Source organism: Pandoraea sp. LA3, assembly GCF_022696215.1.
Lineage (GTDB): Bacteria > Pseudomonadota > Gammaproteobacteria > Burkholderiales > Burkholderiaceae > Pandoraea > Pandoraea capi.
Genome location: NZ_PTPY01000025.1, coordinates 231578 through 252064, shown reverse-complemented (window position 1 = coordinate 252064; position 20487 = coordinate 231578). Strand labels below are relative to the sequence as shown.

Sequence of the window (20487 nt, the reverse complement as noted above, 5' to 3'; positions counted from 1 at the left end):
ACCGCATCAAGATCCCAATTGATGCGGTTTTGCTCGATGGAAAGCCATCGAAATTGACCCCCATGCCCCGGACGCACTAGAATGAGAGGTTTTTCGTCCATACGCATTGGGGGATAAGGCGTGACAACTGGTACCGCAGCTTCGGCTCGCACCATTAGCCGCAAGGCTGGCAAGCTCGTCGTGGGCAATTGGAAACTGCACGGCAGTCTGGCCGGCAATGAGGCGCTGCTGGGCGACCTGCTGGCTTCGCCTGTGCTGAGCGCACCGGGCGTGACCGCCGCCGTTTGTGTGCCGTCCCCCTATCTCGCACAATGCCAGACCCGCCTCTCGGGACAGGTGCTCGGCTTCGGCGCGCAGGATGTGTCGGCGCAGGTGAGCGGTGCCTTCACGGGTGAAGTGGCTGCGCAGATGATCGCCGAGTTCGGCGCACGCTTTGTGATCGTGGGGCACTCGGAGCGCCGCGCGTATCACGGCGAGACCGATGCGAGCGTCGCCGCGAAGACGTTGCGCGTGCTCGACGCCGGCATGACGCCGATCGTGTGCATCGGTGAAACGCTTGCAGAGCGCGAGGCAGGCGAGACGATGGCCGTGGTGTCGCGTCAGCTCGAAACCGTGCTGGCGGCATTGACGCTTGAGCAGGCCGTGCAGATCGTGGTCGCTTACGAGCCGGTCTGGGCGATCGGCACCGGCAAGACGGCAACGTCGGCGCAAGCGCAGGAAGTGCATGCGCATCTGCGTTCGTTGCTGCGTGCGAAGGGCGAGGCGGTAACTGATGTGGCAGTGTTGTACGGCGGCAGTGTGAAGCCGGATAACGCGGCCGAGCTGTTCTCGATGGCGGACGTCGATGGTGGTCTGATCGGCGGTGCGGCACTGAAGGCAGTCGATTTTCTGGCGATTTGCGAGGCGGGTCTGTCGCGCTGACGTCGATGCCGTTCGTTGTAACGGCGTGAAATAAGTCATGACGCGGTGCATCAATTTGCGCTGTTGTCTGGACGAATTGGATTCTTCTCTACGGGTGATCAGATGGGGTTGTTGAAAACGTTGTTGATCGTGGTGCAGGTGCTTTCCGCGCTGGGCATCATCGGTCTGGTGTTGTTGCAGCATGGCAAGGGCGCCGACATGGGCGCGGCATTCGGCAGCGGTTCGTCGGGTAGCCTCTTCGGTGCATCGGGTTCTGCCAACTTCCTCTCGCGTACCACGGCTGTACTGGCTGCCGTGTTCTTCGTGACTACGCTGGGCCTCACTTATCTCGGTTCGTACAAGCCGGCGGCAAACATCGGTGTCCTTGGTAATTTGCCTGCGGCGACGGCACCGGCAACGGCCTCTGCACCGGCTGCGGCAAGTGCTCCGGCACCGGCATCGGCAGCGAATCCGCAAGACGTGCCGAAGTAATTCGCAGTACGTTTGTGACACGTAATACGTTGTAAAGAAAGTTGAAAAAAAATCGATTTGTGCATTGAACAAAATGCCGAAGAGCGCTACTATAGCGGTCTTGAAGCGATTCGTAAGTGACAGCGGATTGCAGACTATGAATGCCGACGTGGTGAAATTGGTAGACACGCTATCTTGAGGGGGTAGTGGCGAAAGCTGTGCGAGTTCGAGTCTCGCCGTCGGCACCACAGTTCTACGATGCCAGCCTTGCGTTTATGCTTTGGCTGGCATTTTATTTTGTGCTCACCGTTCATCCGCTTTCCGGTCCCCACACCATCGACGAGAGCGGTTCTTTGAACTAACCGAAAGAGGGTAGAGTTGAACCTCGGAACCTATTATCCCGTCCTGCTATTTCTTCTGGTAGGTGGCGGTCTTGGGGCGGTCCTGATTGGCGTCGGTAAATTCCTCGGCCCCAACAATCCCGACAGCGAAAAACTCTCTCCGTACGAGTGCGGCTTCGAGGCTTTCGAAGACGCGCGCATGAAGTTTGATGTGCGCTACTATCTCGTCGCCATCCTTTTCATCCTGTTCGATCTCGAAACGGCATTCCTGTTTCCGTGGGGCGTTGCTCTGCGCGATATCGGCTGGGTGGGCTTTATCTCCATGATGGGTTTCCTGCTTGAACTGCTCGTCGGTTTCGTTTTCCTGTGGAAGCGCGGTGCGCTCGACTGGGAATAAGACCGTCATCGTCATTGGCAGCATTGCAGAAGGATTCAGGGTAAGCATATGAGCATCGAAGGGGTTTTGCGCGAAGGGTTCGTCACCACCACGGCTGACAAACTCATCAACTGGACGCGCACGGGTTCGCTGTGGCCGATGACGTTCGGCCTCGCGTGCTGTGCCGTTGAAATGATGCACGCCGGCGCGGCGCGTTACGATCTGGACCGGTTTGGCGTGGTGTTCCGCCCCAGCCCGCGTCAGTCGGACGTGATGATCGTGGCCGGTACGCTGTGCAACAAGATGGCGCCCGCGCTGCGCAAGGTCTACGACCAGATGGCCGAACCGCGCTGGGTGATCTCGATGGGGTCGTGCGCCAACGGCGGCGGCTACTATCACTATTCCTACTCGGTGGTGCGCGGTTGCGATCGCATCGTGCCAGTCGACGTCTACGTGCCAGGCTGTCCGCCGACGGCCGAGGCGCTGGTCTACGGCATCATCCAGTTGCAGTCGAAGATCAAGCGGACTGCGACGATCGCGCGTAAATAACCGCTACCGCCCATGTCTACACTAGAAAAACTCAAAACCACCCTGCAAAACGTGCTTGGCCCCCGTGCCGAGCAGTTGGTGGAAGCCCTCGACGAGCTCACGCTCACCGTCAAGGCGAGCGACTATCTCGAAGTGGCGCGCACGTTGCGCGATCATCCCGAGCTGAAGTTCGAGCAACTGATGGACGTTGCCGGCCTGGACTATTCGGCTTACGGCGATGGCGCCCATGATGGCCCGCGCTACGCTGCCGTCTCGCATCTGCTCTCGCTCACCCACAACTGGCGTCTGCGTGTGCGCGTGTTCGCACCGGAAGACGATCTGCCGGTCGTGGCATCGCTGATCGATCTGTGGAGCTCGGCCAACTGGTTCGAACGTGAGGCGTTCGATCTGGTGGGTATCGTGTTCGAAGGTCACCCGGACCTGCGCCGCATTCTGACGGACTACGGCTTCATCGGTCACCCGTTCCGCAAGGACTTCCCGACGTCGGGCTATGTCGAGATGCGTTACGACCCCGAGCAGAAGCGAGTGATCTACCAGCCGGTGACGATCGAGCCGCGCGAAATCACGCCGCGCATCATCCGCGAAGAGCATTACGCCGGTCTGAAACATTAAGGTGGCCTTGTGGCAGACATCAAGAACTACACCCTGAACTTCGGTCCGCAGCACCCGGCAGCGCACGGCGTGCTGCGCCTGGTGCTCGAGCTGGACGGCGAAGTGATCCAGCGCGCCGATCCGCACATCGGCCTGTTGCACCGCGCGACCGAAAAACTCGCCGAGTCGAAGACGTTCCTGCAATCCGTGCCGTACATGGATCGTCTCGATTATGTGTCGATGATGTGCAATGAGCACGCATACGTCATGGCGATCGAAAAGCTGCTCGGCGTCGACGTGCCGATTCGCGCACAATACATCCGTGTGATGTTCGACGAGATCACGCGCGTGCTGAACCACCTGATGTGGATCGGCTCGCACGCCCTCGACGTGGGCGCAATGGCCGTGTTCCTTTACGCCTTCCGTGAGCGCGAAGACCTGTTCGACGTGTACGAAGCCGTCTCGGGCGCCCGCATGCACGCGGCGTACTACCGTCCGGGTGGCGTGTACCGCGATCTGCCGGACACGATGCCGAAATATCGCGCGTCCAAGTTCCACAACGAGCGCGCGATCAAGAAGATGAACGAAGCACGCGAAGGCTCGCTGCTCGATTTCATCGAAGATTTCGCCATCCGTTTCCCGAAGTGTGTCGACGAGTATGAAACGCTGCTCACCGACAACCGCATCTGGAAGCAGCGTCTGGTAGGTATCGGCGTGGTGTCGCCGGAACGTGCGATGCAGCTCGGTTTCTCCGGCGCGATGCTGCGCGGCTCGGGCATTGCCTGGGATCTGCGCAAGAAGCAGCCGTACGAAGTGTATGACCGCCTCGAGTTCGACATTCCGGTGGGTAAGGAAGGCGATTGCTACGACCGTTATCTGGTGCGTGTGGAAGAGATGCGCCAGTCGGCCAGCCTGATCCGCCAGTGCGTGAAGTGGCTGCGTGCGAATCCGGGTCCCGTGATCACGGATAACCACAAGGTGGCACCGCCGTCGCGCGTCGAAATGAAGTCGAACATGGAAGAGCTGATTCACCACTTCAAGCTCTTCACCGAAGGCTTCCACGTGCCCGCCGGCGAGACGTATGCCGCTGTCGAGCATCCGAAGGGCGAGTTCGGCATCTATCTCGTGTCGGACGGCGCCAACAAGCCGTATCGCCTGAAGATTCGCGCGCCGGGCTTTGCCCACCTTTCTGCGCTCGACGAGATGGCGAAGGGTCACATGATTGCCGACGCTGTGGCGATCATCGGTACCCAGGACATCGTGTTCGGCGAGATCGATCGCTAAATGCGCAGCGGGCGCCCCAGGCGCCCGCAGGTTTTATTCGGCAGGGTTTCGCAGGTCGATACCATTGCCGTTCCAGTAGCCGTGCCAGTAGTGCGTGGGCAGTCGACAAAATCGACGCGCCCGCGCTGGCACGAGCGGGGATAACGTTTTAGAAAACAGTCGGATCGGAAATGCTTTCTCCCGAAGCCCTGAAGAAAATCGACCGCGCCGTTGCCAAATACCCTGCCGAGCAGAAGCAGTCGGCGGTGATGCACGCGCTTGCCGTAGCGCAGGTCGAAAAAGGCTGGTTGTCGCCCGAAGTGATGCAGTTCGTGGCGGATTACCTCGAAATGCCCGCAGTCGCGGTGCAAGAGGTCGCAACCTTCTACACCATGTTCAACACGAGCCCCGTGGGCAAGTTCAAGTTGACCGTGTGCACGAACCTGCCTTGCCAGCTCACGCGTGGCGAAGAGATGGCCAAGTACCTGAAGGAAAAATTGGGCGTCGAGTATGGCGATATCACGCCCGACGGCCTCTTCACGGTCAAGGAAGGCGAGTGCATGGGCGCTTGCGGCGATGCTCCCGTCATGCTGGTGAACAACCATCGCATGTGCGGCTTCATGAGCGAACAAAAGGTCGACGCGCTCATCGACGAGCTCAAGGCCAAGGGCGCCGCAGGAGAGAAAGCATGACGTCGCTGCACAACCGTCACATCAAACCGCTGATTCTCGCCGGTCTGAACGGCGAGAACTGGCACCTCGAGGACTACGTCAAGCGCGGTGGTTACCAGCAGCTCGCACGTATCCTGAAAGAGGGCATCACGCCGGAGCAGGTCATTGCCGACGTCAAGGCGTCGGGCCTGCGTGGTCGCGGGGGCGCAGGCTTCCCGACCGGCCTGAAGTGGAGCTTCATGCCGCGTGCATTCCCGGGGCAGAAGTACCTCGTCTGCAACTCGGACGAAGGCGAACCCGGTACGTTCAAGGACCGTGACATTCTTCGCTACAACCCGCACTCGCTGATCGAAGGCATGATCATCGGCGGTTACGCGATGGGTATCACCGTCGGCTACAACTACATCCACGGCGAAATCTACGAAGTGTACGAACGCTTCGAAGAGGCCCTGGATGAGGCGCGCGCTGCCGGTTATCTGGGCGACAACATTCTCGGTACGGATTTTTCGTTCCAGTTGCATGGCCACCATGGTTACGGTGCGTACATCTGCGGCGAAGAAACGGCACTGCTCGAATCGCTCGAAGGCAAGAAGGGGCAGCCGCGCTTCAAGCCGCCTTTCCCGGCGAGCTTCGGTCTGTACGGTAAGCCTACGACCATCAACAACACCGAAACGTTCGCTGCCGTTCCGTTCCTGCTGGCCACCGGCCCGCAGCAGTATCTGGAACTGGGCAAGCCGAACAACGGCGGCACCAAGATTTTCTCGGTGTCGGGCGACGTCGAGTTGCCGGGTAACTATGAAGTGCCGCTGGGCACGCCGTTCCCCGAGCTGCTCGAACTGGCCGGCGGCATGCGCGGCGGCAAGAAGTTGAAGGCAGTGATTCCTGGCGGTTCGTCGGCACCTGTCGTGCCGGCCGGGCTGATGATGGAAACCACGATGGACTACGACAGCATCGCCAAGGCTGGCTCGATGCTGGGTTCGGGCGCGGTGATCGTCATGGACGAAACGCGCTGCATGGTGAAGTCGCTGCTGCGTCTGTCGTACTTCTACTACGAAGAATCGTGCGGTCAGTGCACGCCGTGTCGTGAAGGTACGGGCTGGCTGTGGCGCGTGGTCAATCGTATCGAGCACGGTGAAGGCCGCAAGGAAGATCTGGACCTGCTCAACTCGGTGGCCGAGAACATCATGGGCCGTACCATTTGCGCGCTGGGCGACGCCGCAGCGATGCCGGTGCGCGGCATGCTCAAACACTTCTGGGACGAGTTCGCCTACCACGTCGAGCACAAGCATTGCTTGGTCGGCGCTCACTAATCCCTTTTGACGCTTGGCATTGAACCGCTATGGTTGAAATCGAAATTGACGGCAAAAAGGTCGAGGTGCCCGAAGGCAGCATGGTGATCCAGGCTGCCAAGAAGAACGGCACCTACATTCCCCACTTCTGTTACCACAAGAAGTTGTCCATCGCTGCGAACTGCCGCATGTGCCTGGTCGAGGTCGAGAAGGCCCCGAAGGCAGTGCCGGCATGTGCTACGCCGGTGGCCAACGGCATGATCGTGCGTACGAACTCCGAGAAGGCTGTGAAGGCACAGCAATCGGTGATGGAGTTCCTGCTGATCAACCACCCGCTCGACTGCCCGATCTGCGATCAGGGCGGTGAGTGCCAACTCCAGGATCTGGCCGTCGGTTACGGCAAGTCGGCATCGCGCTATCAGGAAGAGAAGCGCGTGGTGTTCCACAAGAATGTGGGCCCGCTGATCTCGATGGAAGAGATGTCGCGTTGCATCCACTGCACCCGTTGCGTGCGTTTCGGTCAGGAAGTGGCCGGCGTCATGGAATTCGGCATGCTGGGTCGCGGCGAGCACTCGGAAATCACGTCCTTCGTGGGCAAGACGGTCGACTCCGAACTGTCGGGCAACATGATCGACCTGTGCCCGGTCGGTGCACTGACCTCGAAGCCGTTCCGCTACAGCGCCCGTACGTGGGAACTGTCGCGCCGCAAGTCGGTGAGCCCTCACGATGGCGTGGGTGCGAACCTCGTGGTGCAAGTGAAGAACAACAAGGTCATGCGCGTTGTGCCGCTCGAGAACGAAGCGGTCAACGAGTGCTGGATCTCGGACAAGGACCGTTTCTCGTACGAAGGTCTGAACAGCGACGAGCGCCTCACGAAGCCGATGCTCAAGCAAGGCGGCGAGTGGCATGAAGTCGACTGGCAGACGGCGCTTGAGTACGTCGGTCACGGTCTGACGGACATCATCCGCGACTTCGGCGCCGATGCCGTCGCCGCGCTGGCGTCGCCGCACGCGACCATCGAAGAACTGCACCTGCTGCAGAAGTTCGTGCGTGCGCTGGGTAGCGACAACGTCGACTTCCGTCTGCGTCAGACGGACGTGTCGGGCGGCACTCAGGGTGCCCCGTGGCTCGGCTTGCCGATCGCCGAACTCGATACGCTGCAAAGCGCGCTGGTCGTCGGTTCGTTCCTGCGCAAGGATCATCCGCTGTTCGCCTCGCGTCTGCGCTCGGCAGTGAAGGCCGGTGGTCAACTGAATCTGCTGCATGGCTCGGACGACGATCTGCTGGTGAAGCTGGCCAACAAGATCATCGCTGCGCCGAGCGCCTGGGTGAGCGAGCTGGCCGGTATCGCCGTGGCCGCTGCCGCTGCCAAGGGCGTTGCCGTCCCGGCAGAACTGGCCGGCGTGAGCGCAAGCGACGCGGCCAAGGCCATCGCCGCTTCGCTGATCAACGGCGAGCGTCGTGCGATTCTGCTGGGTAACGCCGTGGTGCAGCATCCGCAATTCGCTCAACTGCACGCCGTCGCGCAAGTGATCGCTGATATCACCGGCGCCAAGCTGGGCTTCCTGACGGAAGGCGCGAACACGGTCGGCGGTTATGCCGTGAAGGCGACGAATGCGAAGGGCGCCGCTGCGCTGTTCGCGCAACCGCGTCAGGCTTACCTGCTGCTCAATGCCGAACCGGAATTCGACTCGGCTGATGCGAAGCAAGCACTCACGGCACTGAACGCCGCGAAGATGGTCGTCTCGCTCTCGCCGTTCAAGCACGGTCTGGAATACGCCGACGTGCTGCTGCCGATCGCGCCGTTCACGGAAACCGCCGGTACGTTCGTCAACGCCGAAGGCCTGCCGCAACACTTCAACGGTGTGGTGCGTGCGCTGGGTGAAGCGCGTCCGGGCTGGAAGGTGCTGCGCGTGCTGGGCAACCTCCTCAAGCTGCAAGGCTTCGAGCAGGACACCGCCGAGCAGGTGCGCGACGAAGCGCTGGCCGGTTTCTCGGCAGCATCGCTCGACAACCGCGCCAAGGCCGCACTGGCTGCGCCGAAGGCGGCGGCTCAGGGTCTGGAGCGTCTGGCCGATGTGCCGATTTACGCTGCCGATGCGCTGGTGCGCCGCGCACCGTCGCTGCAACTGACCAACGATGCCAAGGCTGCGCTGCGTGCCACGCTGCCGGCTGCGCTGTTCGACAGCCTGGGGCTTGCCAAGGGCGACGCGGTGCGCGTGCGCCAGGGCGACACCGTAGTTACGCTGCCGGCCGCTCGCTCGGAAACGCTGCCTGCCAATGTGGTGCGTGTTCCGGCAGCCACGCCGGCGTCCGCCGCGCTTGGCGCGATGTTCGGTGAAATTTCGGTGGAGAAGGCGTAAATGAGCCTGAACGAAGTCATCAATCAATACGGCACGCAGTTGCTGGGCGTTGCCTGGCCGACGGTGTGGGCGCTGGTCCGCATTCTCGTCGTTGCCGTGATTCTGCTGCTGTGCGTGGCGTATCTGATTCTGTGGGAGCGCAAGCTCATCGGCTGGATGCACGTGCGTCTCGGTCCGAACCGCGTGGGTCCGGCCGGTTTGCTCCAGCCGATCGCCGACGTGTTGAAGCTTCTGCTCAAGGAAGTGATCACGCCGTCGCAAGTCAGCAAGGGCATTTACGCCATCGCGCCGGTCATGGCGGTGCTGCCGGCCTTCGCGATCTGGGCGGTGATCCCGTTCCAGCCGGGTGCCGTGCTGGCTGACGTGAACGCCGGTCTGCTCTACGCGATCGCGATTTCGTCGATCGGTGTGTACGGCGTGATTCTGGCCGGTTGGGCATCGAACTCGAAGTACGCGTTCCTCGGCGCCATGCGCGCATCGGCTCAGATGATTTCCTACGAAATCGCGATGGGCTTTGCGCTGGTCACGGTGCTGATGACGGCCGGTTCGCTCAACCTGTCGGACATCGTGCGCTCGCAAGAGCACGGCATGTTCGCAGGCATGGGGCTGAATCTGCTGTCGTGGAACTGGCTGCCGCTGCTGCCGATGTTCGTCGTCTACTTCATCTCGGGCATTGCCGAGACGAACCGCCACCCGTTCGATGTGGTGGAAGGCGAGTCAGAAATCGTGGCCGGTCACATGATCGAATACTCGGGCATGGGCTTCGCCCTGTTCTTCCTGGCCGAGTACATCAACATGATCATCATCTCGGCGCTGGCGTCGGTGCTGTTCCTGGGTGGCTGGAGTGCCCCGTTCGGCTTCCTGTCGTTCATCCCGGGTGTGTTCTGGCTGGCGTTCAAGGTGTTCCTGCTGCTGTCGGTGTTCATCTGGGTGCGTGCGACGTTCCCGCGCTACCGCTACGACCAGATCATGCGTCTGGGCTGGAAGGTGTTCCTGCCGTTGACGATCCTCTGGGTGATCGTGGTTGGGGGCTGGATCATGTCGCCCTGGAACATCTGGGGCTGAGGCGAACGGAGTAGAGGAATCCCATGGTAAGGGCAATCAAGGACTTTTTCGGCAGTTTCCTGTTGTTGGAACTGCTCAAGGGCATGGCGCTCACGGGGCGCTACACGTTCGCACGCAAGGTGACGGTGCAGTTTCCGGAAGAGAAGACGCCGCTGTCGCCGCGTTTTCGCGGTCTGCATGCGCTGCGTCGTTATCCGAACGGCGAAGAACGCTGCATCGCCTGCAAGCTTTGCGAAGCGGTGTGCCCGGCAATGGCCATCACGATCGAATCGGACGTGCGTGAAGACAACACGCGTCGTACCACGCGCTACGACATCGATCTGACCAAGTGCATCTTCTGCGGCTTCTGCGAAGAAAGCTGCCCGGTGGACTCGATCGTCGAGACGCACATTCTCGAGTATCACGGCGAGAAGCGCGGCGATCTTTACTTCACCAAAGAGATGCTGCTCGCGGTGGGCGATCGTTACGAAAACGAAATCGCGGCGGCCAAGGCGGCCGATGCGCCGTACCGTTAAAGCAGGGCAGGGCGCGTTGCCTGTGTAGCGCGCCCGGTACGGCAACAGACGTTGGCTAATTCTCGGCACACCCGGTGATTATGGAATTCACAACCTTTCTTTTTTACGTGTTTGCGCTGATCCTCGTGATCTCCGGCCTCAAGGTCGTGACCTCGCGCAACCCCGTGCAGTCTGCACTGTTCCTGGTGCTGGCCTTCTTCAACGCTGCGGCGATCTGGATGCTGCTCGAAGCCGAGTTTCTGGCAATCATGCTGGTGCTCGTCTACGTCGGCGCGGTGATGGTGCTGTTCCTGTTCGTAGTGATGATGATCGACATCAATCTCGACGAACTGCGTCGCGGCTTCGGCAAGTTCATTCCGCTGGCGAGTGCCGTCGGCGCGATCATGATCGTCGAAGCGGCGCTCGTGCTGATGCGCGGCTACGGTGCCACGCGTGCTCCGGTCAAGGCCGTGTCGGCACCGGATGTGCCGAACACCAAGGCGCTCGGTATTGCGCTGTACACCGACTACATCTTCGCCTTCGAAGTGGCAGGTCTGATCCTGCTGGTGGCCGTCGTGGCAGCCGTTGCGCTCACGATGCGTAGCCGTAAGGACCACAAACAGACCGACCCGAGCCAGCAGGTGCGCGTGAAGAAGCGCGACCGCGTGCGTCTGGTGTCGATGCCCGCCGAAGCCCGGCAGCAATCCACCGGCACTGACAAGCCGGCGGCGGAATAAGGAGACAGCATGATGTCGTTGTCGCTAGCGCATTACCTGGTGCTGGGTGCGATTCTCTTCGCGATCAGCATTACCGGTATCTTCCTCAACCGCAGAAATGTGATTGTGCTGCTCATGGCCATCGAGCTGATGTTGCTCGCGGTCAATCTGAACTTCGTCGCGTTCTCGCATTACCTGGGCGACATTGCCGGCCAGGTATTCGTGTTCTTCATTCTTACGGTGGCCGCCGCAGAAGCTGCGATTGGCCTGGCCATTCTGGTCACGCTGTTCCGTAAGCTCGAAACGGTCAACGTCGAAGATCTCGACCGCCTCAAGGGTTAAAAGCGAACGCTGTTATGGCATCCACATTGAATCCCAACCTGCTGCTCGCGATTCCGCTGGCGCCGCTCGTCGGCTCCATGATTGCCGGCCTGTTCGGCAAGCAAGTCGGACGCGCGGGCGCCCACACGGTCACGATCCTCGGCGTACTCGTCGCGTTTGTTCTGTCGGTCATGACCTTCATCGACGTGCTGAACGGGGCGAGCTTCAACGCCACGGTCTACGAATGGGCGCGCATCGGCGAACTCAAGCTCGAGATCGGTTTCCTCGTCGATACGCTCACCGTGACGATGATGTGCGTGGTCACTTCCGTGTCGCTGATGGTGCACATCTACACCATCGGCTACATGTCGGAAGATCCGGGCTACCAGCGCTTCTTCTCGTACATCTCGCTGTTCACGTTCTCGATGTTGATGCTCGTGATGAGCAACAACTTCCTGCAACTGTTCTTCGGCTGGGAAGCGGTGGGTCTGGTCTCGTACCTGCTGATCGGTTTCTGGTACACGCGTCCGACCGCGATCTACGCCAACATGAAGGCGTTCCTGGTCAACCGTGTCGGTGACTTCGGCTTCCTGCTCGGTATCGGCCTGCTGCTGGCCTTCACCGGCACGCTGAACTACGGCGAAGTGTTCGCCAAGGCCAACGAAGTCGCGGCCCTGTCGTTCCCGGGCACCGACTGGCGCCTGATCACCGTGGCCTGTATCTGCCTGTTCATCGGCGCGATGGGTAAGTCGGCGCAATTCCCGCTGCACGTCTGGCTGCCGGACTCGATGGAAGGTCCGACCCCGATCTCGGCGCTGATTCACGCGGCAACGATGGTGACGGCCGGTATCTTCATGGTGAGCCGCATGTCGCCGCTGTTCGAACTGTCGGACACCGCGCTGTCGTTCATCACGATCATCGGTGCGATCACGGCGTTGTTCATGGGCTTCCTGGGCATGATCCAGAACGACATCAAGCGTGTCGTAGCCTACTCGACGCTCTCGCAGCTCGGTTACATGACGGTCGCGCTCGGTGTGTCGGCCTACCCGGTCGCCATCTTCCACCTGATGACGCACGCGTTCTTCAAGGCGCTGCTGTTCCTCGGTGCCGGCTCGGTCATCATCGGCATGCACCACGATCAGGACATGCGCAACATGGGCGGCCTGTGGAAGTACATGCCGATCACGTGGATTACGTCGCTGCTGGGCTCGCTTGCCCTGATCGGTACACCGTTCTTCTCGGGCTTCTACTCGAAGGACTCGATCATCGAAGCGGTGGCCGCCTCGCATCTGCCGGGTTCGGGTTTTGCCTACTTCGCAGTGGTCGCCAGCGTGTTCGTCACGGCGTTCTACTCGTTCCGTATGTACTTCCTGGTCTTCCACGGCAAGGAGCGTTTCGGTCAGGCGCATGCGCATGACCATCACGACGCGCACCACGAGGAAGAAGAGGACGCACACGACGAGCACCACGGTCTCGCGCCGGGTCAGAAGCCGCACGAGTCGCCTGCTGTCGTGACGATTCCGCTGATTCTGCTGGCGATTCCGTCGGTCATCATCGGCGCCATCGCGATTGCCCCGATGCTCTTCGGCGAGTTCTTCAAGCAGGGCGTGGCGTTCAAGGACGTGATCTTTATCGGCGAGAATCACCCGGCGATGGAAGAACTCGGCCACGAGTTCCACGGCTGGGTCGCCATGGCGCTGCACTCGTTCGGCACGCTGCCGATCGCACTGTCGGCCCTGGGCATCATTCTCGCGGCGTTCTTCTACCTCAAGCGCCCGGACATTCCGGAAGCGCTGAAGAACAAGTTCTCGGGCGTCTACAAGCTGCTCGATAACAAGTACTACATGGACAAGATCAACGAAGTGGTCTTCGCCAAGGGCGCGCTGAAGATTGGTCGCGGCCTGTGGAAGGCGGGCGATCAGGGCCTGATCGATGGCGCAGTCGTGAACGGCAGCGCGCGTCTGGTGGGCTGGTTCGCGGGTGTCATCCGCTTCGTGCAATCCGGTTACATCTACCACTACGCGTTCGCCATGATCATCGGCATGCTCGGGCTCCTGACGCTGTTTGTGACGTTGAACGGCAAGTAATAGGGGGAGCCAATAACAATGCAATCAATACCGCTTCTGAGTCTGGCCATCTGGCTGCCCATCGTTTCGGGGATTCTTGTCCTCGCGGTGGGTAACGACCGCAATCCGGGCGGCGCACGTGCGCTGTCGCTCATCGGTTCGCTGGCGAGCTTCCTGGTCACGCTGCCGCTGATCTCGAATTTCGACGCGAAGGCCTCGGCGTTTCAGTACGTCGAGAAGTCGAGCTGGATCGAACGCTTCCACATCAACTACTTCCTGGGCATCGACGGCATTTCGCTGTGGCTGGTCGTGCTCACGGCGCTCATCACGGTGATCGTGGTGATCGCGGGCTGGGAAGTGATCACGGAGCGAGTGGCGCAGTACATGGCCGCGTTCCTGATCCTCTCGGGTCTGATGATCGGCGTGTTCTCGGCGCAAGACGGCCTGCTGTTCTACGTGTTCTTCGAAGCCACGCTGATCCCGATGTACTTGATCATCGGTGTGTGGGGCGGCCCGAACCGCGTGTATGCCGCGTTCAAGTTCTTCCTGTACACGCTGCTCGGCTCGCTGCTGATGCTGGTCGCGCTGATCTATCTGTACAACGTGACGGGTTCGTTCACGCTGACGGACTGGTACGCCGCGAAGCTGCCGATGAACGTGCAGATACTGCTGTTCGTCGCCTTCTTCATGGCCTTCGCCGTGAAGGTGCCGATGTGGCCGGTGCATACCTGGCTGCCGGACGCCCACGTGGAAGCCCCGACGGGCGGCTCGGTGGTGCTGGCTGCCATCATGCTGAAGCTTGGCGCGTACGGTTTCCTGCGCTTCTCGCTGCCGATCGCACCGGACGCCAGCCATTACCTGTCGGGCTTCATGGTCGCGCTCGCGCTGATCGCCATCGTCTACATCGGCCTCGTGGCACTGGTGCAGACGGACATGAAGAAACTCGTGGCTTACTCGTCGATCGCTCACATGGGCTTCGCGATCCTTGGCTTCTTCATGTTCAGCGAAATCGGCATGCAGGGTGCGATGGTGCAGATGATCTCGCACGGTTTCGTGTCGGGCGCCATGTTCCTGTGTATCGGCGTGCTGTATGACCGCATGCACTCGCGCAACATCGCCGATTACGGCGGTGTCGTGAACACGATGCCGAAGTTCGCCGCCTTCCTGATGCTGTTCGCGATGGCCAACAGCGGTCTGCCGGCAACGTCGGGCTTCGTGGGCGAATTCCTCGTGATTCTGGGCGCCGTGAAGCTGAACTTCTGGGTGGGCCTGCTGGCTGCCACCTCGCTGATCACCGGTGCTGCGTACTCGCTGTGGATGTACAAGCGCGTGATTTTCGGCGCCATCGCCAACGATCACGTGCGCGAACTGGTCGACATCAACAAGCGCGAGTTCTTCATGCTTGCGGTGCTGGCGGCCCTCACGCTGTTCATGGGTATCTATCCGAAGCCTTTTACGGACCTGATGCATACCTCCGTGGTTAACCTCCTCGCCCACGTGGCGCAGACCAAGCTGCCGTAATCGGGGAGGACATCTAGATCATGCAAAACATTAATCTGCTGCCTGCGTTGCCGGAGGCCATCCTGCTGCTCATGATCCTCGTGATCATGATGTGCGACGCGTTCCTCGGCCAGACGCGCAAGCTCAACTACGTGCTGGCACTCATCACGACGGCTGTCGTGTCGGTGCTGTGGGCGTGCAACTCCGCCGACCCGGCGTCGCACTACCTGTTCGGCAATGTGTTCGTCGCCGACCCGATGTCGAACCTGCTCAAGGCCTTCGGTGGTCTGGCGACGTTCGTCACCTTCATCTACGGTCAGAAGTATCTGGAAGCGCGCGGTCTCGCCCGTGGCGACTTCTATGTCCTCAGCCTGTTCTCGCTGCTGGGCCTGTCGGTGATGATCTCGGGCAACAGCTTCCTGACGCTGTATCTGGGTCTGGAACTGATGTCGCTGTCGCTGTATGCACTCGCCGCCGTGTGGCGCGATTCGACGAATGCGACCGAGTCGGCCATGAAGTACTACGTGCTGGGTGCGCTCGCTTCGGGCTTCCTGCTGTACGGCATGTCGATGATGTACGGCGCGACGGGTTCGCTCGAACTGGCCAAGGTCTTCGAAGTGATCGCTTCGGGCGCCGTGAACAAGATCGTGCTGGTGTTCGGCGTGGTGTTCGTGGTCGCCGGTCTCGCGTTCAAGCTCGGCGCGGCACCGTTCCACATGTGGGTGCCGGACGTCTACCAGGGCGCGCCGACCCCGGTCACGCTGCTGATCGGCGGCGCGCCGAAGCTGGGTGCCTTCGCACTGCTGCTGCGTCTGCTCGTCGAAGGCATGCTGCCGCTGGCGATCGACTGGCAACAGATGCTAATCATCCTGGCAGTGCTCTCGCTCCTGATCGGTAACCTGACGGCTATCGTGCAGACCAACGTCAAGCGTCTGCTGGCGTACTCGACGATCTCGCACATGGGCTTCGTGCTGCTGGGCATGCTCTCGGGCGTGGTGGGCGGCAAGATCGACGGTATCGCCGATGCTTACGGTTCGTCGATGTTCTACAGCGTGATCTATCTGCTGACGACGCTGGGCACCTTCGGTATCGTGCTGCTGCTTTCGCGTCAGGGCTTCGAAGCCGAGAACCTCTCGGATCTGAAGGGCCTGAACCAGCGTAGCCCGTGGTTTGCGTTCGTCATGCTGATGCTGATGTTCTCGCTCGCAGGCATTCCGCCGCTGGCAGGTTTCTACGCCAAGCTGGCTGTGCTGCAAGCGGTCGTGAACGCCGGTATGGTGTGGCTGGCCGTGGTGGCTGTGGTGGCATCGCTGATCGGCGCGTTCTACTACCTGCGTGTCGTGAAGCTGATGTACTTCGACAAGGCCGAAGACACCAACGCGCTGCAAGGCAGCGGTACGATGCGCTTCGTGCTGTCGCTCAACGGTCTGGCCATGCTCTATCTGGGCCTGATGCCGGGTTCGCTGATGGACTGGTGCCTGCGTACGATCAAGCTGACGCTGGCCAGCTAAGCGGCGGCAAGCAAAGGCATTTAGGGAACAGGACAGGGCGGATCGGAACGATCTGCCTTGTCGTTTGAACGACGGAATCGCGCGGGACATTGCGGGACGTTGCGGGAGATGGGAACGATGGGCATGTCGGCAGGGGGAACGCTGGTGATTCTGCTGGCCGTGCTGGGCGCGAACCTGCCGTTCGTGAACCAGCGGCTGTTCGGATTTATCGCGCGTAAGGCGGCGACCAAGTCGCTATGGCTGCGTCTGGTCGAGATGATCGTGGCGTACTTCGTGGTCGGCGCGCTCGGTTATCTGATCGAGTCCGGCATCGGTAACGTCTTCTCGCAGGGCTGGGAGTTTTACGCCGTGACCGCCAGCCTGTTCGTCGTATTCGCGTTCCCGGGATTCGTGTATCGGTATTTGTGGCGTCATCGACCGGCGGCTGCCGCGTGAGATGATGGCCTAGCAAGACGCCGCCCCAGGGCGGCGTTTTGTATTTTGGGTTCGCCAATTTTTAGCCGTGGAGGGCTTATGACCCAACCTAAGCATGACGATTCGCACCTGATCGAGACGGGCATCGAAAGCGATACCGTGTACGACGGGGCCTTCCTCACCATCAAGCGCGATCGGGTGCGTCTGCCCGACGGCAAGACCGCCATTCGCGAGTACACCACGCACCCGGGCGCCGTAATGGTGATTCCGCTGTTCGAAGACGGCCAGGTGCTCATGGAGCGTCAGTATCGGTATCCGTTGCAGCGTGTGATGACGGAATTGCCCGCCGGCAAGCTCGACGAGGCCGAGGGCGGTCTCGTGTGCGGTCAGCGCGAACTGCTCGAAGAAACGGGCTATATGGCGAAGCGCTGGGACTATCTCACCCGCATTCACCCGGTGATTTCCTATTCGACCGAGTTCATCGATATCTGGCTGGCACGCGACCTCACGAAGGGCGAGCAGAAGCTCGACGATGGCGAGTTCCTCGACGTCTTCAAGATGCCGGCGACGGAACTTCTGGAGTGGGTGCGCGATGGGCGTGTCACTGATGTCAAGACGATCATCGGCGCGTTTTGGCTGGAAAAGATATTATCGGGAGTCTGGCAGCCCGGCGAGCGTTCGCCGTTGCGCTGATTTACCCGCTGATTTGCCGTTACGCGGTCACTTTTGCATCCCGGTCCCGGCCATCCGCCGGGGCGGGGACATTTCCGTCGCATCATGAAGGTTTTTGATTTGCGTTGTGCCCATGAGCACACCTTCGAGGGCTGGTTCGGCTCGGAGGACGATTACCTTTCGCAGCAGTCCCGGGGACTGGTGAGTTGCCCGGTGTGCGGCGACACGGCTATCGTGCGCATGCCGTCCGCGCCTCGTCTGAACCTGTCGGGGGCGACGCAGGCCAGTGCTGCCGCGCCGGCGAGGGCAGCCTCGCCCGAGGTTGCCGACACGCAGCGTCAGTTGCAGACGCTGTGGATGAAAGCTGTGCGGCACGTCATGGCAAATACTGAAGACGTCGGGACGAACTTTGCCGAGGAAGCCCGCAAGATTCATTATCAGGAAGCGCCCGAGCGCAACATTCGCGGTACGACGTCACGTGAGGAAGCCGAGGCGCTCGCCGACGAAGGGATCGATGTCATGTCACTGCCGTTGCCCGACAGCGTGAAGGAAACGCTGCAATAACGATCCGACTGAGATCTTCCGTCCCGTCTCCTCAAATTCCCTCAAGGGTCCCGCCCGCCGTTCGTCTATCCCCGGTACATCGCGTGGCGGATGGCGACGTCGTGCGCTCATGCATAATGTCCCTCTGACGCCGGCCTGATCTGGCCGCGTATCGATCACTCGCACCACGGGAGGTTGGCATGGCAACGCTCGAGTACTACTTTGAGGACTTTGCGGTCGGCGACACCTTCGATCTGGGGGAATACACGTTCACGGCTGACGAAATCGTGCATTTCGCCCGTCAGTTCGACCCGCAGCCGTTTCACATCGACGAAGCGGCCGGACGCGAGTCGCATTTTGGTGGATTGGTCGCCAGCGGCTGGCACACGTGCAGCATCATGATGCGGATGAACGTCGACAAGCTGCTGTCCCGCTCGTCGAGCATGGGATCGCCGGGCGTGGAGCAGATCGAATGGCTCAAGCCGGTGCGCCCCGGCGACACGGTAACGGTCACCAGCAGCACGCTTGAAGTGCGCGCATCCAAGAGCCGTCCCGACCGTGGCATCGTGCGCCAACTCTGGACCGCCACCAATCAGCACGGCGAGGAAGTCTGCCGCTTCCGGGGCACGGGGTTGTATCGAAAGCGCGGCGCCTGAGCGTCGCATCGAACACCGGCACACTACGGCACATCTCGCCCGATTCGCGCAGACCGATCGTGATCTTGCGACGCCCAAGCAGTGTCAGGTTTGCCAAACTTCGCTTGCCACGCATGAAGGCGATACGTCGTGATGCCGAGTCGAAGCGGTGCTCAATGCGACAAATCGCTCACTGAGGCCGCAGGTGCGTCGTGCTTGACCTGTTTGATCCCGTCTTCCATTTGCTCGGCGGTGGAGAACATCTGGCTTTGGCCGATGATCTCGCCGTTGCGCGCCTTGAGCACGAAGTAGGGGCGTCCCGAGGTGGACGTCTTGCGCTCGAACCGGTGATCTTCCCCCGAATTCTTGCGAACGGACTCGATGCCGTTCTGCGCCGACGCGCGCGCCTTGTACGTTTCGGAGGAAAGAATGGTGTGGCCGCTCTCGCCCAGCAGATGAAAGTGGAATTCACCGTTGGGGCTGCGCTTGAGTTCGAACTTGCCTGACATATGTGGATCTCCCGGATCTTCCAAAAGCCAGCGGCGAGGGACTGCGAACTGCAAGGGGACGACGGCTGTGCACCGCGCCCGAGAATGCGCCTAGATTAGCACCGCCCGCATTTCGGCGATACCGCACTTTGTTTCGAAGTGTAAACCACTTTAAGTGACGTCCCGCCGAATGGCGATCTGTGGCCCAAGCGGCAGAGATGGCGTCCGACGGCACGGTGCGCAGAAGTTCACGCAGCGTGCCGTCGTCATGGCAAGGGGAAACCCATTGCCGCCCCCAGACCGACCGGAGGGCGGCGACCGGCAAGTTGCCGTACCAGGTGATTAGCGTCGGGCGTATTGCGTCGCGCCGAAGAGCATTTCGCGCGCTTTGTCGTCCTGAAGCGGCTTGCGGGCGTCGGCGAGCACCTTGATACCGCGCTGCACCGCCGGGCGTGCCTCGATCGCTTCAAACCATTTCTGCACGTTCGGGAAGTCCGAGAGCTCCACGCCCTGATTCTTCCACGAGCGCAGCCACGGCCAGATGGCGATGTCCGCTACGGTGTACATGTCGCCCGCGACATAGGGATGGTTGCCCAGACGCTTGTCGAGCACGCCGTACAGACGTCGCGCTTCGTTCGTGTAGCGCTTGATCGCGTAATCGATCTTCTCCGGCGCGTAGATACGGAAGTGGTGCGCCTGCCCGAGCATCGGCCCCACACCGCCCATCTGGAACATCAGCCATTCAAGCGTTTCGTACTTGCCGCGGACGTCTTCCGGCAGGAAGCGGCCCGTCTTGCCGGCCAGATACAGCAGGATCGCGCCCGATTCGAACAGGGAGATCGGTTTGCCGTCCGGGCCGTCTTCATCGACGATGGCCGGAATCTTGTTGTTCGGCGAAATGGCGAGAAATTCGTCCTTGAACTGGTCGCCCGCGCCAATGTCGACGGCATGCGCGTGGTAAGCCAGCCCGCACTCTTCGAGCATGATGTGGACCTTGTGGCCGTTGGGCGTGGCCCAGGAATAGACCTGAATCAATTGCGGCTCCTTGTTGGAACGGTGGGGGACGTCGGCGAACGCCATGGAACGATTCGATTCGTCTCGTTCGACAGCGACGCTCGGGCGTCGGTCGACGTCACGCCTTGTCTGGCGCAGCAACGATTGCGCAGGGCGCCCGGCACGGTGACGACAGCGAAGCACACCAGGGGCGCGAATCGCTCACGTCCCCGGGGAAAACGGCTCGCAAATTAC

Annotated in this window: 22 protein-coding genes and 1 tRNA gene; 21 read left to right on the top strand and 2 right to left on the bottom strand. The window is 61.0% G+C overall.

The window, feature by feature from the left end; all coding sequences use genetic code 11:
* Nucleotides 1–153: 153 nt before the first annotated feature.
* The 21 genes from tpiA (at nucleotide 154) to C5N93_RS07290 (ending at nucleotide 18772) form a co-directional block, all read left to right on the top strand.
* Nucleotides 154–921, top strand: coding sequence for a triose-phosphate isomerase (gene tpiA / locus C5N93_RS07390; RefSeq protein WP_242558797.1), 768 nt, complete (start codon nucleotides 154–156; stop codon nucleotides 919–921).
* A gap of 102 nt (nucleotides 922–1023) precedes the next feature.
* Nucleotides 1024–1392: a preprotein translocase subunit SecG gene (gene secG / locus C5N93_RS07385; RefSeq protein WP_069341649.1), complete on the top strand. Its 369-nt coding sequence runs from the start codon at nucleotides 1024–1026 to the stop codon at nucleotides 1390–1392.
* 142 nt (nucleotides 1393–1534) lie between these two features.
* A tRNA-Leu gene (locus C5N93_RS07380) sits at nucleotides 1535–1619 on the top strand.
* A 130-nt stretch (nucleotides 1620–1749) separates the two neighbouring features.
* Nucleotides 1750–2109: an NADH-quinone oxidoreductase subunit A gene (locus C5N93_RS07375; RefSeq protein WP_039368621.1), complete on the top strand. Its 360-nt coding sequence runs from the start codon at nucleotides 1750–1752 to the stop codon at nucleotides 2107–2109.
* A gap of 48 nt (nucleotides 2110–2157) precedes the next feature.
* The gene (locus C5N93_RS07370) at nucleotides 2158–2637 is read left to right on the top strand and encodes an NADH-quinone oxidoreductase subunit B (protein ID WP_010807413.1); all 480 of its coding nucleotides are present in this window, start codon (nucleotides 2158–2160) and stop codon (nucleotides 2635–2637) included.
* Nucleotides 2638–2649: 12 nt separating this feature from the next.
* A complete protein-coding gene (locus C5N93_RS07365) occupies nucleotides 2650–3249 on the top strand; it encodes an NADH-quinone oxidoreductase subunit C (protein WP_069345045.1) in 600 nt (199 codons plus the stop codon).
* A 9-nt stretch (nucleotides 3250–3258) separates the two neighbouring features.
* Entirely contained in the window at nucleotides 3259–4512 is a 1254-nt protein-coding gene (locus C5N93_RS07360) for an NADH-quinone oxidoreductase subunit D (protein ID WP_069345046.1), read from the top strand.
* 170 nt (nucleotides 4513–4682) lie between these two features.
* On the top strand, nucleotides 4683–5183 hold the full coding sequence (gene nuoE, locus C5N93_RS07355; protein WP_069345047.1) for an NADH-quinone oxidoreductase subunit NuoE: 501 nt from the start codon (nucleotides 4683–4685) through the stop codon (nucleotides 5181–5183).
* The gene (gene nuoF / locus C5N93_RS07350) at nucleotides 5180–6472 is read left to right on the top strand and encodes an NADH-quinone oxidoreductase subunit NuoF (protein WP_069345048.1); all 1293 of its coding nucleotides are present in this window, start codon (nucleotides 5180–5182) and stop codon (nucleotides 6470–6472) included. Before nuoE ends, nuoF begins: the two co-directional genes overlap by 4 nt.
* A gap of 29 nt (nucleotides 6473–6501) precedes the next feature.
* Entirely contained in the window at nucleotides 6502–8814 is a 2313-nt protein-coding gene (gene nuoG / locus C5N93_RS07345; protein ID WP_242558780.1) for an NADH-quinone oxidoreductase subunit NuoG, read from the top strand.
* On the top strand, nucleotides 8815–9879 hold the full coding sequence (gene nuoH / locus C5N93_RS07340; RefSeq protein ID WP_044455301.1) for an NADH-quinone oxidoreductase subunit NuoH: 1065 nt from the start codon (nucleotides 8815–8817) through the stop codon (nucleotides 9877–9879).
* Nucleotides 9880–9902: 23 nt separating this feature from the next.
* Entirely contained in the window at nucleotides 9903–10394 is a 492-nt protein-coding gene (nuoI, locus tag C5N93_RS07335) for an NADH-quinone oxidoreductase subunit NuoI (protein ID WP_039399235.1), read from the top strand.
* 80 nt (nucleotides 10395–10474) lie between these two features.
* Nucleotides 10475–11110: an NADH-quinone oxidoreductase subunit J gene (locus tag C5N93_RS07330; RefSeq protein WP_242558779.1), complete on the top strand. Its 636-nt coding sequence runs from the start codon at nucleotides 10475–10477 to the stop codon at nucleotides 11108–11110.
* A 9-nt stretch (nucleotides 11111–11119) separates the two neighbouring features.
* Complete coding sequence (gene nuoK / locus C5N93_RS07325) at nucleotides 11120–11431, top strand: NADH-quinone oxidoreductase subunit NuoK (protein ID WP_023596640.1); 312 nt, start codon at nucleotides 11120–11122, stop codon at nucleotides 11429–11431.
* 14 nt (nucleotides 11432–11445) lie between these two features.
* Entirely contained in the window at nucleotides 11446–13497 is a 2052-nt protein-coding gene (nuoL, locus tag C5N93_RS07320) for an NADH-quinone oxidoreductase subunit L (RefSeq protein WP_069345052.1), read from the top strand.
* An 18-nt stretch (nucleotides 13498–13515) separates the two neighbouring features.
* The gene (locus tag C5N93_RS07315; protein WP_069345053.1) at nucleotides 13516–14997 is read left to right on the top strand and encodes an NADH-quinone oxidoreductase subunit M; all 1482 of its coding nucleotides are present in this window, start codon (nucleotides 13516–13518) and stop codon (nucleotides 14995–14997) included.
* A gap of 20 nt (nucleotides 14998–15017) precedes the next feature.
* Entirely contained in the window at nucleotides 15018–16487 is a 1470-nt protein-coding gene (gene nuoN, locus C5N93_RS07310; RefSeq protein ID WP_242558778.1) for an NADH-quinone oxidoreductase subunit NuoN, read from the top strand.
* Nucleotides 16488–16610: 123 nt separating this feature from the next.
* Complete coding sequence (locus C5N93_RS07305; RefSeq protein ID WP_069345161.1) at nucleotides 16611–16922, top strand: DUF2818 family protein; 312 nt, start codon at nucleotides 16611–16613, stop codon at nucleotides 16920–16922.
* A gap of 78 nt (nucleotides 16923–17000) precedes the next feature.
* Nucleotides 17001–17594: an NUDIX hydrolase gene (locus C5N93_RS07300; RefSeq protein ID WP_069345055.1), complete on the top strand. Its 594-nt coding sequence runs from the start codon at nucleotides 17001–17003 to the stop codon at nucleotides 17592–17594.
* 84 nt (nucleotides 17595–17678) lie between these two features.
* Nucleotides 17679–18137 (top strand): DUF1178 family protein, encoded by a 459-nt coding sequence (locus C5N93_RS07295; protein ID WP_242558777.1) that lies wholly within the window; start codon nucleotides 17679–17681, stop codon nucleotides 18135–18137.
* A 179-nt stretch (nucleotides 18138–18316) separates the two neighbouring features.
* Nucleotides 18317–18772, top strand: a complete 456-nt coding sequence (locus C5N93_RS07290; protein WP_242558776.1) for a MaoC family dehydratase — start codon at nucleotides 18317–18319, stop codon at nucleotides 18770–18772.
* Nucleotides 18773–18924: 152 nt separating this feature from the next.
* On the opposite strand, the gene C5N93_RS07285 is transcribed toward C5N93_RS07290, so the two are convergent.
* On the bottom strand, nucleotides 18925–19260 hold the full coding sequence (locus C5N93_RS07285) for a YegP family protein (RefSeq protein WP_150721511.1): 336 nt from the start codon (nucleotides 19258–19260) through the stop codon (nucleotides 18925–18927).
* A 321-nt stretch (nucleotides 19261–19581) separates the two neighbouring features.
* The gene (locus C5N93_RS07280) at nucleotides 19582–20274 is read right to left on the bottom strand and encodes a glutathione binding-like protein (RefSeq protein ID WP_069345162.1); all 693 of its coding nucleotides are present in this window, start codon (nucleotides 20272–20274) and stop codon (nucleotides 19582–19584) included.
* Nucleotides 20275–20487 lie beyond the last annotated feature (213 nt).